Below are 15461 nucleotides of genomic sequence, written 5' to 3'. Positions count from 1 at the left end.
ATGAGTGGGTTTGGCAGCAAACCTGACGCGTAGTCGGTTTTGCTTTTCCGGACTCATGAGCGCGTTGTGAGCATGCCGTGATAATTCATGAAAACAAAGAACTGCCTCCAGTTGGCTTTCAACCGGAGGCAGTTCTTTGTTTAATGGGCGTCTGTTCGTCAATAGGCGCCGCCAGGGGTTGCAGTTGCAGTTCCAGTTGTTCCACCGAAGGCAGGCACTAGCAAGAAGAACAAAACAAAGATGATAAGGAACACGACCGCCCATTGCGTATAGCCACCAAAAGCACCGTACATATTAGCCCCTCCTTGTTGCGATTTGCGGCGTTTCGCCGCCGAACACAGTGTTAGGATATGTGCACAGTGGATGAGGGACCACGATATACACCCAGATTTCGTTGGATTCGCCCGATTAGGCAAGCGCCGAGTCATTAGGCCGCACGTCAGCATACGGTTCAGTCACATTTGTGGAATTTCGATGGTGAACGTGCTTCCTTCGCCAATGGTGGATTCAATGCGAAGTGTGCCGCCGAGCAGTTCCGCCCGCTCCCGCAAGCCGAGAATGCCATAGCGGCCTTGCGGAATGGCATGGGTATCAAACCCCTTTCCGTTATCCGTGACGGAGACGCGCCATGCGCTAGGTTGGTAGGTGAAGCGAACTTGAATGTGGGTCGCTTCCGCGTGTTTGTGCACATTATTGAGCATTTCTGTAATCAGTCGAAACACAATCATCTGTTTCGCCGCACTGAACTGAAAGTAAGTCGCATCGTCTGACTCCACTTGGATGCGGACATTCCATTCGCGCGCAAACCGATGGCAGAGTTCACGTGTGGCCTGGATGACGCCAAGTTCGTCAATGCTGATGGGCCGCAAATCGAAGATCAGGCGGCGAATTTCGTTGACAGCCTGGAGGATGCCGTGGTTGACTTTGTCGATCTCGCTCGAAGCCATCTCTGGCCGATTTACTAGCAGACGCTGAATGAGATTCAATCGCATACTCAAGTTTGTCAGTGCTTGCGCTGGTCCGTCGTGCAGGTCACGGGCGATGCGCCGACGTTCTTCCTCCACCATGCGGATGGCGTGATCAATCGGGTCGACAGGGGTGTGTGCGGTCACGTCTCACGCGCCTCCTTTGTCCGAATGGCTATATTGCTATGCTGAATATAAAGTCGATACCTATGCGTGTGCTATCCGCGATGCCTTGATATGTATGATATTTCCATGATGCTGGTGGCGCGGGGGATCACGGATGGCGGTCTAACGTCAAGTGTACTACAATTGGAAGAAGTCTGCGCGTGGTTGGGTTGCTTCCAAGTCTTGATTTGCGTATAATCTACCCTGAAAATACAGTCGATACCTATGCGTGCGCCATCCGCGATGCCTCAATTGACTGACATTTTCATGATTCTGCTGGTGCGGGACGCATCACGGATGGCAGACTATCCAGCAAATTAGATTGACACCTTGGTGTTGCGCTATTGCGTAACGCACATCACATTTACAAAAATGGATATGCAAATGGCTTAGATGAGGCCAGTAGAGCAGCTTCAGACTCCACAGGGAGGCACACCAAGACTGGAAGTGTGCTGTGTCTATCTGTTTGAAATTCACCTCGGAGCCGCAAGGCTGAAGCATCAATACAGTAAGCTTTGCCGGATACCTCGCACGGTTTTGGAATGAGGTATGCCGTTATCGAATGAAGTTGGGCGACTGTTTTACACATGTCGCCAATTAGGGTGGTATCGCGAGCAACTCGTCCCTATTTCGGGGCGGTTGCTCTTTTTTGTATACAAGGAGGGGCACCCATGGATTTTCCGGCGCTAAAAGCGCATTTAAGCGCAATACAAACGGAAGCAGAGACGAAATTACAGGACATTGCAGATACGAAGGCGTTGAACGAGTGGCGCGTTTTGTATCTTGGCAAAAAGAGCGAGATGACCGGGTTATCCAAACAGATGGGTCAACTTGAGGCCAGTGAAAAACCGCAATTTGGCCAATCGCTCAATCAGGTTCGCCAAGCGTTGGAAGCGAAGTGGAATGATAAGCGCGAGGCGCTGGCGGCTGCGGAGCAAAGCGCGCGATTGATGGCTGAAACCATCGACGTTACGTTGCCGGGCCGCAGGGCGAATTTTGGCGCAATGCATCCCATCTCCAAAGTGATTCGCGAAATCGAGGACGTTTTTCTCGGCATGGGCTTTTTGATTGCGGATGGTCCGGAAGTGGAAACGGATAAATACAACTTTGAAATGCTCAATCTGCCGAAGGATCACCCGGCGCGGGACATGCAGGACACGTTCTATATCACTGAGGAATTGTTGATGCGCACGCACACTTCACCGATGCAAGTGCGCACCATGGAGCGGTTGGCGCCACAAGTGCCTGTCAAAGTGCTGGTGCCAGGTCGCGTATATCGCCGCGATGAGGACGATGCGACCCATTCGCACGCTTTCACCCAAATTGAGGGGCTGGTTGTGGGCGAGGGTATTCGCATGAGTGATTTAAAAGGCACGTTGGAGCAGTTCGCACGTGCCCTGTTTGGTGAACATCAGCAAGTTCGCTTGCGACCGAGCTTTTTCCCTTTTACCGAACCGAGCGCCGAAGTGGATCTCATCTGTGTACAGTGTCAAGGCGAGGGCTGCCGCGTTTGCAAGCAAACTGGTTGGATTGAAATTTTAGGCTCGGGCATGGTGCATCCACGCGTGTTGGATATGGCCGGGTATGATTCGAGTCGTTATACGGGCTTTGCCTTTGGCATGGGCGCTGAGCGTGTTGCAATGCTCAAGTACGGCATTCCGGACATCCGCCAATTTTACCAAAATGATTTACGCCTGCTTTCGCAGTTCGCGACGATTTGACAATCTGTACAACAGCTTGGAGGTGGCCCAGTGAAGGTTTCTTATCAATGGCTATGTGAATACATCGATTTAACAGCATATACACCCGCAAAATTGGCGGAAATGCTCACCGCCGCTGGTCTGGCGGTCGATGCGGTGGAACTGCGCCATCAAGGCGTAGAAGGCGTCGTAGTTGGACTTGTGACAGAGATGGAAGACCATCCGGATGCAGACAAATTACATGTGTGCCAAGTGGATGTTGGCGGATCAGAACCATATCAAATTGTCTGTGGTGCGCCAAATGTCAAACCAGGCCTGAAAGTGCCTGTTGCGCTGCCTGGCGCCAAACTGCCTGGCGGTGTCACCATCAAGCGCGCCAAACTGCGTGGTGTCACCAGCAATGGCATGCTCTGCTCCGCAGCGGAAATCGGCTTGGATACACGTTTGTTGCCAACCCATGCGACAAGCGGTCTCTATTTGCTGCCAACGGATGTGCCGATTGGTGAAGATATCGTCAAGGTTCTGCATCTCGATGATTTTGTCCTGGATGTGGATTTGACACCCAATCGCAGTGATTGTTTGTCCATTCGCGGACTGGTTTACGAAATTGCTGCGTTGACCAAACAAAAGACCAGCTTTCCCACAGAAATTGAGTTATCTCTACCGGAGGATGCCTCACCGCTGCAAGTGAAGCTGGTCAGTGATCGCTGCGCGCGCTATGACGCCCAGATGCTGACCGACCTTTCCGCAGTGTCAGCGCCTCTATGGATGCAAATGCGGTTGATGGCGATGGGTGTGCGTCCCATCGATGTCATTGTCGATGTCACCAACTATGTGATGTTGGAATGGGGACAGCCGCTACACGCGTTTGACGCGGCCGCCATTGCTGATGAAACGATTGTCGTACGGCAAGCGGCAGACGCCGAGCAGTTGGTGACACTCGATGGTCAGACGCGCATTCTGGATGAAGATATGCTGGTCATAGCCGACCCACACAAAGCCATTGGCTTAGCAGGTGTCATGGGCGCTGAAAACAGTGAAATCAAACAGGATACATCGCGTGTCGTCATTGAATCCGCCCGTTTTGACGCGCTTTCCACAAGGCGTACAGGACAGAAATTGGGACTGCGCTCCGAAGCGCAACAGCGGTTTGAAAAAGGGGTCGATCCAGTTTGTGTGCGTAACGCCCTGCTTCGCGCGACAGCTTTGTTGATGGAATATGCAGGTGGCAAGGCGGTCGGCGGTCCGATCACAGCGCGGCAGACAGACGAATCAGCTGCACATGTTGGACGCGACATCTCGTTTTCTCCAGATGCGGCTCGGTCACTTTTGGGCAGTGATGTGGCTGACGCAGCCATCGTGGAAATCTTTGGCCAATTGGGTTTCACAGTGACGGCGCACTCGGATGAGTGGACGGTGACTGTGCCACCGCGGCGACCAGATTTGAGTCTCCAGGCAGACTTGGCTGAAGAAGTGGCGCGTCTGTATGGATATGACAAAATTCCATCGACTCTGCCTAGTGGTCCGATGACGGCTGGCGGGCGCACTGGAATACAAAAACTGGTAGAGCAACTGCGTGACGCACTTGTCGCATCTGGTCTATACGAGGTGCGCACATACGCGTTTTCTGCGCCGGAGGCTTTGGCGGCACTGCAATTGCCCGAGGAGACACAATTGATGCAAATGGTTCCATTGATGCATCCGATGTCGGACGAAAGACGGGCGCTGCGCACACACATGTTGCCTTCTTTAGCAGAGGTGGCGCGGTACAATTTGGCTCACCGCGTCGATGGCGGCGCCATCTTTGAACTGGGCCATGTCTATGAAGCAAGGGAATGGCCGATTGCCACCCAACCGCATGAACGGGCACAAGTGGCGCTTTTGTGGTTCGGCCAATCTGCAGAAAATCTCTACCAGCGCACTCGTGCATACGATTTCTTCGATGCCAAGGGCGTGATCGAAACCTTGATGGATCACATTGGGATTGAGGTCACATACACTCGTGCGACCGAGCCTTGGTTGCATCCGGGGCGCAGTGCAAAAGTGCTGTCCGGTGACGAGGTGTTGGGGGTCGTTGGTGAGATCCACCCGGCGACTGCAGCAGCCTTGGATGTGCCATCGGCCATTTACGCCGCGTTTGACATTGAGAAACTGCACGCCCATATGCGCGGCGCGCAAACGGTCGAGCAGTTGCCGCGGTTCCCGGGATCACGCCGCGATTTGGCGCTGATCGTCAAAGAGGACGTCCAGGTCGGTGCGCTGTTGGCGGCGATAACAGAGTTGACTGTGGCAGAAAACAACGAAATTCTGCGTGAAACCAAGGTATTTGACGTCTATGTCGGCGAGAATGTGGAATCAGGCTCCAAAAGCGTAGCGCTTTCCTTGTATTTCCAAGCGGATGAACGCACGTTGACGGATGACGAAATTGATGATGTGATCAAACTGGTGCTTGCAAGGCTGGAAGAAAAAGTGGATGCGCGCTTGCGCAGCTAAAGATAAGCTATATTTGAGCAGGAAATTGGACTGGCTGAGTGGAATATGGCGTGAAGCGGTTGGCTAGAGCGGGAGGCCACCGCGTTTGTAAGGGGGGAGCACAATGGACGACAAGCCATCAGTTACCCGCGTCAAGGTAAATATTCACGGGGTGGAGTACACGTTGCGAGGCGCTGTCCCAGCGCAACACCTTCAGGCGGTCGCTGACATGGTTGATAAAATGATGTCTGAAATTGCGGCCACCTCTTCGTATATGGACGAACGGCGCGTCGCTGTGCTCACTGCCATCAATCTTGCTGATGAGTTTCTACGTCTGCGCGAAGAATATACAGATTTGGTGTCACTGTTAGATGAACAAACACGGGGTGATAAAACGCCGTGAATCAATTTGACGGTTTGGATTTGATTTTCGTCGCGATTTTGGTTCTAGGCGCACTGAATGGGTATCGATTGGGCGTCATCCGCCAAGTCACACGTTTGTTTGGCGTGGTCATCGCCTATTTCGTTTCCTTTTGGCTGCGCCCGTATGTGGCGCCGGTCATTCGCCATCTGCATCTGTTTGCACAAACCAGTTCGAAGGCGAGTGTGACCAATTATTTATTTGGCAACCTGTCGGACGCGATAGCGTTCGGCGCTGTGTTTATTGTCACATTCTTGCTGTTGCGGTATGCAGTCGGATTGCTGGATGCGCTGTTCAGTTTGCCTGTATTATCCTTTTTCAACCACTTGGTCGGATTGGTTGCCGGACTGCTATTCGCCTTTGTCTTCGTCTATGTGATTGCCTTGATTTTACATGACGTGAACACACCATCCATACAATATCAGGTGAATCATTCTACGTTGACGCACTGGCTTTTGGGCATCAAATGGAAGTCGTCGACACAGGTGACCAATATGTAAAAGTGAGTCGGGCAAAAAGCCCGACTCACTTCGTTTACCTTGCCCTGTCGTGACGGTCGCCCCGCAGACTTGTCGGCACGAACAAATCGATAATCCCAATCACCAGCGCTGCCAGGAGCGCGCCAAGAATGCTTACGCGCATGCCCGGGACAAATAACTGTGCGACGTAAATGACGATGGCGCTCGAGATGAATCCGACAATTCCCCTGCCGTATGGTGAGATGCGGCGGCCGAACAATGCTTCCATTGCCATACCCAAAAGGGCGATGATAACTGCGGCGAGAATCGCGGACCAAAAGCCCATGACCCCAAAGCCTGGCACTAAAAAGCCGACAAACATCAGTACGAGCGCGGATACGACAAAGCGAATGATGGTGCCTAGAATATGCATGTAAAGCCCTCCTTGCACCAGTTGGTCTGACATTAGACTGTCCCGTTAAACATCGCTCGATGTGGTACAATGAATGGGACTTTTTGAACTAAAATGAAGAAAAGCAGGTGGACCTGTTGTGGTTCATTGGCTGTGATACGGAGTGCGTCAGATATGTTGGAGCGGTCCTTAGTGGCGCTTGAATACAATTTTGTACAAGAACAATTGAGCCAATATGCCATGTGTGGTTTGGGCAAGCAAGCCGCTTTGACGATGCGGCCTTTTGCCAACCGCCAAGAGGCGGAGCACGCTTTAGCGGCGTTGGACGAATGCCTGCGCTGTCTGTTGCGCGCTGGTGCGCCGCCGTTTGGCGGCATCACGGATATCCGTTCGGATTTAAAGCGCGCGAAGATTGGCGGCACTTTATCTGCAGAACGGTTGCTGGCTATCGCCCGGGTGATTCAAGGTGGACGAGGGGTTCGGCAATATGTGGTAAGGGCAGGCGAACTGACTGAACTGGTGCACTTGCCGGAATTGATTGAACCGATGTTTGACGCGCGTCGCACCGAGCAGGAGATTCGTCAAGCCATCGACGAGGATGCGCAAGTATTGGACAACGCGAGCGACGAATTGCGTCGTTTGCGCGGTGAGCGCCGCAGGGCGGAAGGTGAGGTCCGCCGCGTCCTGGAGCGGATGTTGCGCTCACATCAAAAAATGCTGCAGGAACCGATTGTGGCGATGCGAGGGTCCTATTTTTGCCTGCCAGTGCGCGTTGAGCACAAAAATCAGGTCGGCGGCATTGTGCGCGACGTCTCTTCGTCGGGATCGACCGTGTTCATTGAGCCGCAGGCGGTGGTGGACATCAGCAACCGCGTTCGCGAACTGCTTCTGTTGGAAGAACGCGAAATTGAGCGAATACTCATGCGGTTGTCGGTGCTGGTCGGTGAAGTGGCGGACGAGTTGCACAGCAATGTGTTCATCCTGGAGACGGTGGATCTCTGGTTTGCCAAAGCCGGATATGCGCGCACACTCGACGCGAAGCGCCCGACGTTGACAGAGGGCGTCTGGCGGTTGCATGGCGCTGTTCACCCGCAATTGGCGGCCGACGGCGTGCCCGCGGACATTGAATTGGGCGGTTCGTTCCATTTGCTGATTGTCACAGGGCCCAATACGGGCGGGAAGACGGTGACGCTCAAAACGGTTGGCCTGTTGACACTGATGGCGATGTCTGGCTGTTTTCTGCCGACGCGGCGAGAAAGCGAAGTCGGGTTTTGCGCAAACATCTTTGTCGACATCGGAGATGAGCAGAGCATTGAGCAAAGCTTGTCGACATTTTCTTCGCACATGAAGAATATTATTCAGATGCTTGCAGAAGTCGAAGCGGACAGCCTCGTTTTACTTGATGAGTTGGGCGCTGGCACGGACCCGGCAGAGGGTTCAGCGCTGGCAGTCGCCATACTCAATCGCTTGGCGGCGGTTGGCTGCCGAGTCATAGCGACGACACACTACGCTGAGCTAAAAGGATACGCCTTCCAGAACGATAGCGCGATGAATGCGAGCATGGAATTTGACGTGGCGAGTTTGCGGCCAACTTACCGATTGTTGATTGGTGTTCCTGGTCGATCCAACGCCTTGGCCATCGCCATGCGCTTGGGGTTGCCAGAAGACATTCTGGCAGAAGCCAGGACGCATGTCGCCGAGTCGGACATGCGTGTGGAGGATCTGATCGCCAAATTGGAGCAGGCCAAACGCGATGCCGAAGAGGCTCAGGAGCAAGCTGCCCTCGCGCGGGACGAAATGTTGCAGTTACGCGCGAACTGGGAAGAAAAAGCAGCGCGCCAAGCAAAAGAATTGGCGGATGAGCGGCAAAAGGCACAGCGTGAAGTCCGGGCGCTGATTGAGAAATCACAGCGGGAAAGTGAACAGATCATCCGCGAATTGCGCAGTATGCGCGGCCAGACAGGCATCAAAGACCACGAACTCGTGGAATTGCGCAAAGGCTTGGAACAACTGGCGCCGCCAACTGAATCCCTGCGCCAAGCAGGCAAAGGGGGCGGCAAGCGCGTGCAGGCAGGTGCGCGTGTACGCGTATTGTCCCTGGGACAAAAAGGGGACGTCGTCGACGTTTCGTCCGACGGCAAGAGTGCTACAGTGCAGTTGGGTTTGATGCGGATGAAGGTGGACGTTGCTGATCTCGAGATATTGCAGGAAAAGCAGCAGGCAGAGACGTCCATTCGCCACACGCGCAAAGGCGTGCAAAAGGACGTGCGCATGGAACTGGATGTGCGCGGCGAAACCGTCGAGGAGTCCATTCTGCGAATTGACAAATACCTGGATGATGCAGTGGTCAGTGGACTCAGCAGGGTGGTGATCATTCACGGCAAGGGCACTGGCGCGCTGAAGAATGCCATTCGTCGCCATTTACAACATCACGCGCAAGTCAAGAATACCCAAACGGGGTCAGCGGGTGAGGGAGGCGATGGCGTGACGATTGTGAGTGTGCGCATTTAATGGTGTTGTCGCTCCTAATGGTCTGAATTTCAATACATGGGGGGAAGCGTCATGGATCTGGGTCTAGAACGCAAATCGGTGTTGGTGACCGCTGCCAGTCGCGGTCTTGGTTTGGCGACAGCGAAATTGTTTGCAGCGGAAGGCGCTCGCGTCACCATTGCCAGCCGCAATGAATCGTCATTGCAAGCAGCTGCACATGAGATTCATACGGAAACCGGACACATGGTCAACGTCGTCAGAATGGATGTCAATCGCTCAGAAGACATTGCTCGTGTCGTCGCGTCTGCCGAGGAGTTCGGTGATGGGCTCGACAGCCTGATTTGCAATGCAGGCGGTCCGCCTAGCGGCGCTTTCAGCCAGATTGACGACAGCACGTGGTATCAGGCGTTTGAGCAAAATTTGTTGTCTGTTGTGCGTTTGAGCCGTGCCGCGTTGCCGCATTTGCGGCGTTCCTCCAGCGGGAGAATTGTGAATATTACGTCGACGTCGGTCAAGCAGACAATTCCTGGTTTGGTCTTATCCAACACGATGCGTGCAGGGGTTTGGGGACTGACCAAGACCTTAAGTCAGGAATTGGGGCCGTTTGGCATTCTCGTCAACACAGTCGGCCCTGGGCGGATTTCCACCGACCGAATTGCCGAGTTGGACGGACAGGCTGCCGCACGCCAAGGCGTTGATGTCGCAGACATCGAAACCAAAATGGCGGCCATGATCCCGCTCGGACGTTACGGGACACCTGAAGAGTTCGCGCGCATGGTGGTGTTTTTGGCTTCACCGTTGAACACATACGTGACGGGGCAAGCGTTGTTGGTGGATGGCGGAATGGTGACGTCACTGTAAAACAACAGGAAACATGCATGGGAACAGGCGGTGAAAAATAAAATGGGCAGCGGTCATCACAACCGCTGCCCATTTTATTTTTTGGTTGTCGACTCTAGCTGCCGTGTTCACCGATTCCAGGCATCCATGCGCCACGCTGAGCGTCCTTGGTTGGCGCGTCATCACTCGTGGTCTTGCCCGTACTGTCTTTCGCCTAATTCGTTGTGTCAGATGTATTGTCGTCCGTTGTTGTGTTGTTATCGGTCTGATTCGCTGTGCCATTTGTCGTGCTGTTTTCGTCCCCTTGCACCGTTCCCGACGGCAGTTGAATCCCATACGGTGCTGATGCATCCGACATGGCACTGGACGAAATGGCGTACACTTCGTAGTACACGGCGTTCGCGTTGGTGGGCAACTGACTGTCTGTAAACGAATTGCCCGTCACTTTGCCTAGGTCTTGATACTGCCCATTTTGGCTGGTGGAGCGGTAGACTTCGTACGTGTTCGCACCAGTCACCGCCTGCCAGTTGAGCACAACCTGATTGCCTGCTACATGTCCGTTCAAGCCAGTCGGCGCAGGCAAAGTGGAGCCGTTGCCCGGTGTGGAACCGTCATCCAAAATCTGTCCGCCGCGTGGATCTGCCTGTGTTGGCAGCAGATAAGGGGTGTCGGCATTGTAGCCACCAGGGATCTTATGCGCCATGTCCGGAATATCGGACGGTATTTTGATAAATGTGCCCGTCTTCACATCGGCCGGTGGCGTGTTTGTCGTCGCCAAGTATTTTTTTCCATCAATGACCACATATTTCGCCTCGACGTGAATGTTGTCCGTTTGCGTTGGTTGTGTGCCATCAATGTAGTATTCGGTATAGACACTGCCGTCCGCTTTGCTAGCTGCGGTCGGCAACATGCCGCTGCTGCTGGAAACATCCTCCGCTACCACGTTCGCCGGCTTTGGCCAAGGTGTCGTCGCCGGTTTCTGCTGCAGAATCGGTTTCATGATGTCGCTCCAGACGGTGAACTTCTCATTGTACTGATTGATGTTGTAAATCGGCTCATGATGGTTGTAGCCCATCCAAACACCCAAGGTGTAGTCCTTCGTATAGCCAACAAACCAGCCATCTTCCAGGGAGTCGGTGGTACCCGTCTTGCCGGAGATATATTGTCCCGGGAATTGGGCGCCGACGCTGGTGGCAGTTCCACCTGGTGTATACAGCACGTCATGCAGCATGTTCGTGATGATGTATGCCGTTGCTGGAGAATACACTTGCGCCGTCTTTGGATGCGCAGTGTAAATGGTGTGGCCAGTATTATCCTTGATTTTTTGAATCATATACCCTTGGCGCCAAACGCCTTGGTTGGCAAACGTGCTATAGGCGCTCGTCATCTGCTCGACCGTGACGCCATTGTCCAAGCCGCCAATGGCCGATGATAAATGGTTTTCATCGTCTGCGACGATGGTTGGATCGCCTGTCAATGTTTTGTCAGTTGGCCCCATACCCATTTTGTTCAAATACTGAAACCCAGTTTGCGGCGTCAAGGTCTCCAAAACGTCGATGGCCGGCACGTTACGCGACTCGTAGAGCGCTACGCGTGCTGTCATCAATCCGGCAAAATCATCCTCATCATCTTTTGGATCCCAGTTGCCGCTCGATTCGCTGAATTGTGTAGGCGCATCGTACAAAAGAGAACTCGCAGTTAAAATCTTGGTATCGATGGCCGGGCCATAATCGAGCAAAGGCTTAATGGATGAACCCGGTTGACGCGCATAGTCGGCGTGATCGTAATTGTCCTTCGTGAAGTCTCTTCCGCCGCCCACGGCTAGGATGCCGCCAGTCTTGTTGTCGACGAGTGTCACACCGGCTTGATAGTAGTCAGTGACAGCCTTGCCTTTTGGCGGCTGATATGTCTTGTTCGTGCCTTCAAATAAAGATGGGTCGGCAAGCACTTTGGTGATGTCTTTTTGTTTACTCAAGTCGATGGTCGTATAAATGGACAGTCCGGCACTGGACAATGCCCGCTTGGCGTCAGCGACGTTATCGTACAATTTCTCATTGACGAGTTCCTGACAAACGCGTGGTTCGATCTCGTCCAACATCAAGTAAGGGTAGCTTGGCAAGCCGGATTTGGGTGCAGCGTGCAGAACTTTAAGGATGTTAAAATGAATGGCTTGGTTGTACTCGGCTTGCGTGATCATATTGTCGTCTAACATTTGCTGTAAGATGTAATGCTGTCTTGCAATGGTGTGTTTTGGGTACTGATATGGTGAAAAATAAGACGGATTGTTTGGAATGGCCGCCACAAATGCGGACTCTGCTAATGTCAAATTTTTCGGGTCTTTGCCAAACAGGATTTCAGAAGCGCGCTTCACGCCGTAGACCGGGGTAGAACCGAGATTGCCCATGTCCACCCAATTCATATAGTCGGTCAAGATTTCATTTTTTGTCAACTGATGCGTCACTTCCAAAGCGAGCGCAATTTCCTGGATCTTGCGCCGCAGTGTCCGCTGCTGCTCTGGAAATACAGCGAGTTTTACCGTTTGTTGTGTAATGGTGCTGGCGCCGCTTTCGATGCGATGACCAAGCACGTCTTGAATGGCGGCCCGTCCCATCGCAAGTGGATTGATGCCGATATTGGCGTAGAACGTTTTGTCCTCTGCTGCGATAAACGCGTTTTTCAATTTCGGTGAAACCTGTTGAATCGATGAAATGGGCTGTCGGTCGCCGTCGCCCTGAATTCGCCCAATCACCTTGCCAGTCTTGTCATACACCACGGATGGGGCACGATTGTTGGAGAAAGTTGCAGCGCTGACTTTCGGTAAGCCTTTCAGCATGGACGCGGCATAGCCGACGCCACCTGCAACTCCGAGAACAACCAAACTGCCGACGGTAAACCCGAGGATTTTGAACGTGGTCAAAACCGGGCGGCGTCGACGTTCCGCCTTGGCGCTCTGCGCGCGTTTGGCCGTTTTTTTTCGGTTGTCCTGCTTGGCCTTTTTTGGCCCTGAATCTTTGCCCATGATGAACCTCCTTCCGTCGGCAAGATTATAGCATAAGCCGTTTCTCTATAGTCCGGATTGGGGGGATTCCACACTGAATCGCATGAATTGCCGCTTTCATTGACACATAAATGTGACATTTGTTATATTGATGCAAATTCGATTACTCATACAATGCCCTGTGATACAGGTTTTTACGTTCTTTCGGACGGCCCAGAGAACTGGCGGATGGTGCAAGCCAGCGCGTGATGGAGCGGAAGTTACGCCTGTGGAGGAAAAATGGCAAGCGACTGGCAAAGACATGAGGTTTTTACAGTGTGTGCGTCATTTTCGGCGGAGGTCGTTATCGCTCTCAAGAGGTCTTTTTTCTGGCAATCAGGGTGGTACCGCGAGGTCATCTCGTCCCCGAGTGGACGGGATTTTTTTATGCCTTGGAACTGTTAAACACGGGCGTGACTGATGGAGGGAACAAGAAATGGAACTCAGTGCAGCGCAAGAACAGGAAGTCAAGCGGCAACTGGAAGTGATCCGGCGCGGCGTCGTCGAGATCGTCCCAGAAAGTGAACTGGTGGCGAAGTTGCGACAGTCGGTGGCGACAGGTGAACCGCTGCGTGTGAAGCTCGGCATGGATCCCACTGCCCCAGATATTCATCTCGGGCATACTGTGGTCTTGCACAAAATTCGCCAACTACAGGATTTAGGCCATGTGGCGCACCTCGTGATCGGTGACTTTACAGGACAAATTGGCGATCCGACGGATAAGTCGGAAACCCGCAAGCAATTGAGCGAAGATGAAGTGAAGGCCAATGCGAAGACATATGTCGAGCAGGTCTATAAAGTTTTGGATCCAGCGAAAACGACCATTGTGCACAATGCAGACTGGTTGGCAAAACTGGATTTTGCCGCGGTGATTCGCTTGGCGTCCACATTGACCGTCGCGCGCATGTTGGAACGGGAGGACTTCACGAAGCGGTTTCGGGAAAATCGTCCGATCCACATTCATGAATTTTTCTATCCTTTAATGCAGGCGTACGATTCTGTGGAACTGCACACGGATATTGAATTGGGCGGGACGGATCAAACGTTCAACCTGTTGATGGGCCGCACGTTGCAAAAGGAGTTTGGCCAACCGATGCAGGTCACGGTGATGATGCCGCTGTTGGAAGGGCTCGATGGCGTCAACAAGATGTCCAAGAGCTTAGGCAACTATATCGGCGTCAACGAGACGCCAAACGACATGTTTGGCAAAGTCATGTCCATTCCCGATGGGTTGATGTTTAAATACTATGAGTTGTTGTCCTTCCGTTCAAGCGAGGAGATCGCGGCGCTCAAGGCAGATGTCGAGGCGGGACGGGCGCATCCGCGTGATGTAAAAATGGCTTTGGCCAAGGAACTGGTCGGGCGTTTCTTGGGCGAGCAGGCGGTTGTTGAGGCCGTGACACACTGGGAGCAGGTGTTTCAAAGTGGAGCGATTCCGGAGGATGTGCCGGAAATCACCGTCACGCCGGAAGCGCGCTGGATTGTCAAATTGCTTGTGGAAACGGGATTGGCGAACAGCAACAGCGAGGCGCGCCGCGCCATCAGCCAAGGCGCCGTAAAGTTGAATGGCGAGAAAATGCTCGACGTCAATCTGGAGTACACGCCGGTCGACGGCGATGTGCTGCAACTTGGCAAACGGCAGTTTGGCAAACTCTTGGTCAAAGCTTGACGGTCATATTTTTAAGCTGTATATAAACATGTCCCCCCTTTTTCGTGCGTAAGATCACAGAAAGGGGGGACTTTGCGTGGCTCGAAGATTTCGCGTTCGCGGCACCACAGGACATGCTGTCCGCGTCAGTATTCCGCGCTGGCTGCTGCCTGCCGCTTTTGTCTGCGCAGTGCTCCTTTTTTCCCTCTATATGTTGGATCATCGCTTGCGTCCGTCCGTGATGACCGCTTCTACCGCCATTGCCAGACGCGTTGGCGCCGAAGCGTTGAACGATGCGCTGACAGCGGATATTTCCGCTTATGAAGACGATGATAAACTTTTGACAACGACGACCGTGAACGGCGGGAAAATGACGTTGACGCGCGTCAATATGACCGCGTTGACGCAACTCCAAGCCATTGCGACGAAGCATGCGCAGGCATCGCTGCAGACATTGACAAACCAGACCATTCGCTTGCCGATTGTACAGATGTTCAGCGGATCGCTGATATCGCGATCAACCTTTACTTTGCCTGTGCGCATCACAGTGATTGGATCCGTCCATTCCAAAATCGATTCAGATGTCGAAAGCAAGGGTGTCAATCAGGTCGTTCACATCGTTTACCTGGATCTCACGGCACAGGTGATGGTTGTCTCACCGTTTGTGACCCAGCCGATCACGATTGAAACGAAAGCGCCGGTCGCTTATGTCGTCATGGCAGGGCAAGTTCCCAACGCGTATTACGGAGCAGGGGTGTCTGGTCAAAAAGCACCGGAAATCTCTTCTTTTGGGCAAAAATGACATGCGAGTGAGCGCATGATTGGCTTTCAAGATAAAAATTCCGAAAAATCG

At 53.1% G+C, this 15461-nt stretch carries 12 protein-coding genes and 1 other annotated feature; of the genes, 8 read left to right on the top strand and 4 right to left on the bottom strand.

Annotated elements, in window-relative coordinates:
* Positions 1-158: 158 nt before the first annotated feature.
* Together ACFSB2_RS19905 and ACFSB2_RS19900 are read right to left on the bottom strand one after the other, a co-directional pair.
* Positions 159-293: a hypothetical protein gene (locus tag ACFSB2_RS19905; RefSeq protein WP_377944853.1), complete on the bottom strand. Its 135-nt coding sequence runs from the start codon at positions 291-293 to the stop codon at positions 159-161.
* Positions 294-455: 162 nt separating this feature from the next.
* Positions 456-1112, bottom strand: a complete 657-nt coding sequence (locus ACFSB2_RS19900) for a sensor histidine kinase (RefSeq protein ID WP_377944852.1) — start codon at positions 1110-1112, stop codon at positions 456-458.
* 399 nt (positions 1113-1511) lie between these two features.
* Positions 1512-1760 (top strand) — a binding site (T-box leader).
* Between the two features lie 41 nt (positions 1761-1801).
* On the opposite strand from ACFSB2_RS19900, the gene pheS reads away from it, so the two are divergent.
* From pheS to ACFSB2_RS19880, 4 genes are all read left to right on the top strand, one after another.
* Positions 1802-2851 (top strand): phenylalanine--tRNA ligase subunit alpha, encoded by a 1050-nt coding sequence (gene pheS / locus ACFSB2_RS19895; protein ID WP_377944851.1) that lies wholly within the window; start codon positions 1802-1804, stop codon positions 2849-2851.
* A 30-nt stretch (positions 2852-2881) separates the two neighbouring features.
* Positions 2882-5323: a phenylalanine--tRNA ligase subunit beta gene (gene pheT, locus ACFSB2_RS19890; protein WP_377944850.1), complete on the top strand. Its 2442-nt coding sequence runs from the start codon at positions 2882-2884 to the stop codon at positions 5321-5323.
* Between the two features lie 103 nt (positions 5324-5426).
* Complete coding sequence (locus tag ACFSB2_RS19885; RefSeq protein ID WP_377944849.1) at positions 5427-5705, top strand: cell division protein ZapA; 279 nt, start codon at positions 5427-5429, stop codon at positions 5703-5705.
* Positions 5702-6223 (top strand): CvpA family protein, encoded by a 522-nt coding sequence (locus ACFSB2_RS19880; protein ID WP_377944848.1) that lies wholly within the window; start codon positions 5702-5704, stop codon positions 6221-6223. Before ACFSB2_RS19885 ends, ACFSB2_RS19880 begins: the two co-directional genes overlap by 4 nt.
* Positions 6224-6257: 34 nt before the next feature.
* On the opposite strand, the gene ACFSB2_RS19875 is transcribed toward ACFSB2_RS19880, so the two are convergent.
* Positions 6258-6614 (bottom strand): phage holin family protein, encoded by a 357-nt coding sequence (locus ACFSB2_RS19875; protein WP_377944847.1) that lies wholly within the window; start codon positions 6612-6614, stop codon positions 6258-6260.
* A 153-nt stretch (positions 6615-6767) separates the two neighbouring features.
* Here ACFSB2_RS19875 and ACFSB2_RS19870 point away from each other — a divergent pair, with 153 nt between their 5' ends.
* Positions 6768-9104: an endonuclease MutS2 gene (locus tag ACFSB2_RS19870; RefSeq protein WP_377944846.1), complete on the top strand. Its 2337-nt coding sequence runs from the start codon at positions 6768-6770 to the stop codon at positions 9102-9104.
* A gap of 51 nt (positions 9105-9155) precedes the next feature.
* The gene (locus tag ACFSB2_RS19865; RefSeq protein ID WP_377944845.1) at positions 9156-9944 is read left to right on the top strand and encodes an SDR family oxidoreductase; all 789 of its coding nucleotides are present in this window, start codon (positions 9156-9158) and stop codon (positions 9942-9944) included.
* Between the two features lie 193 nt (positions 9945-10137).
* On the opposite strand, the gene ACFSB2_RS19860 is transcribed toward ACFSB2_RS19865, so the two are convergent.
* Positions 10138-12942, bottom strand: coding sequence for a transglycosylase domain-containing protein (locus ACFSB2_RS19860; RefSeq protein WP_377944844.1), 2805 nt, complete (start codon positions 12940-12942; stop codon positions 10138-10140).
* Positions 12943-13396: 454 nt separating this feature from the next.
* On the opposite strand from ACFSB2_RS19860, the gene tyrS reads away from it, so the two are divergent.
* Together tyrS and yunB are read left to right on the top strand one after the other, a co-directional pair.
* Positions 13397-14629: a tyrosine--tRNA ligase gene (gene tyrS, locus ACFSB2_RS19855; RefSeq protein ID WP_377944843.1), complete on the top strand. Its 1233-nt coding sequence runs from the start codon at positions 13397-13399 to the stop codon at positions 14627-14629.
* A gap of 76 nt (positions 14630-14705) precedes the next feature.
* A complete protein-coding gene (gene yunB, locus ACFSB2_RS19850) occupies positions 14706-15410 on the top strand; it encodes a sporulation protein YunB (protein WP_377944842.1) in 705 nt (234 codons plus the stop codon).
* Positions 15411-15461: the final 51 nt, after the last annotated feature.

This window comes from Alicyclobacillus fodiniaquatilis, assembly GCF_042678105.1.
Lineage (GTDB): Bacteria > Bacillota > Bacilli > Alicyclobacillales > Alicyclobacillaceae > Alicyclobacillus > Alicyclobacillus fodiniaquatilis.
Note: the sequence above shows the minus strand (reverse complement) of the source record. Positions and strands in the feature narration are given on the sequence as shown.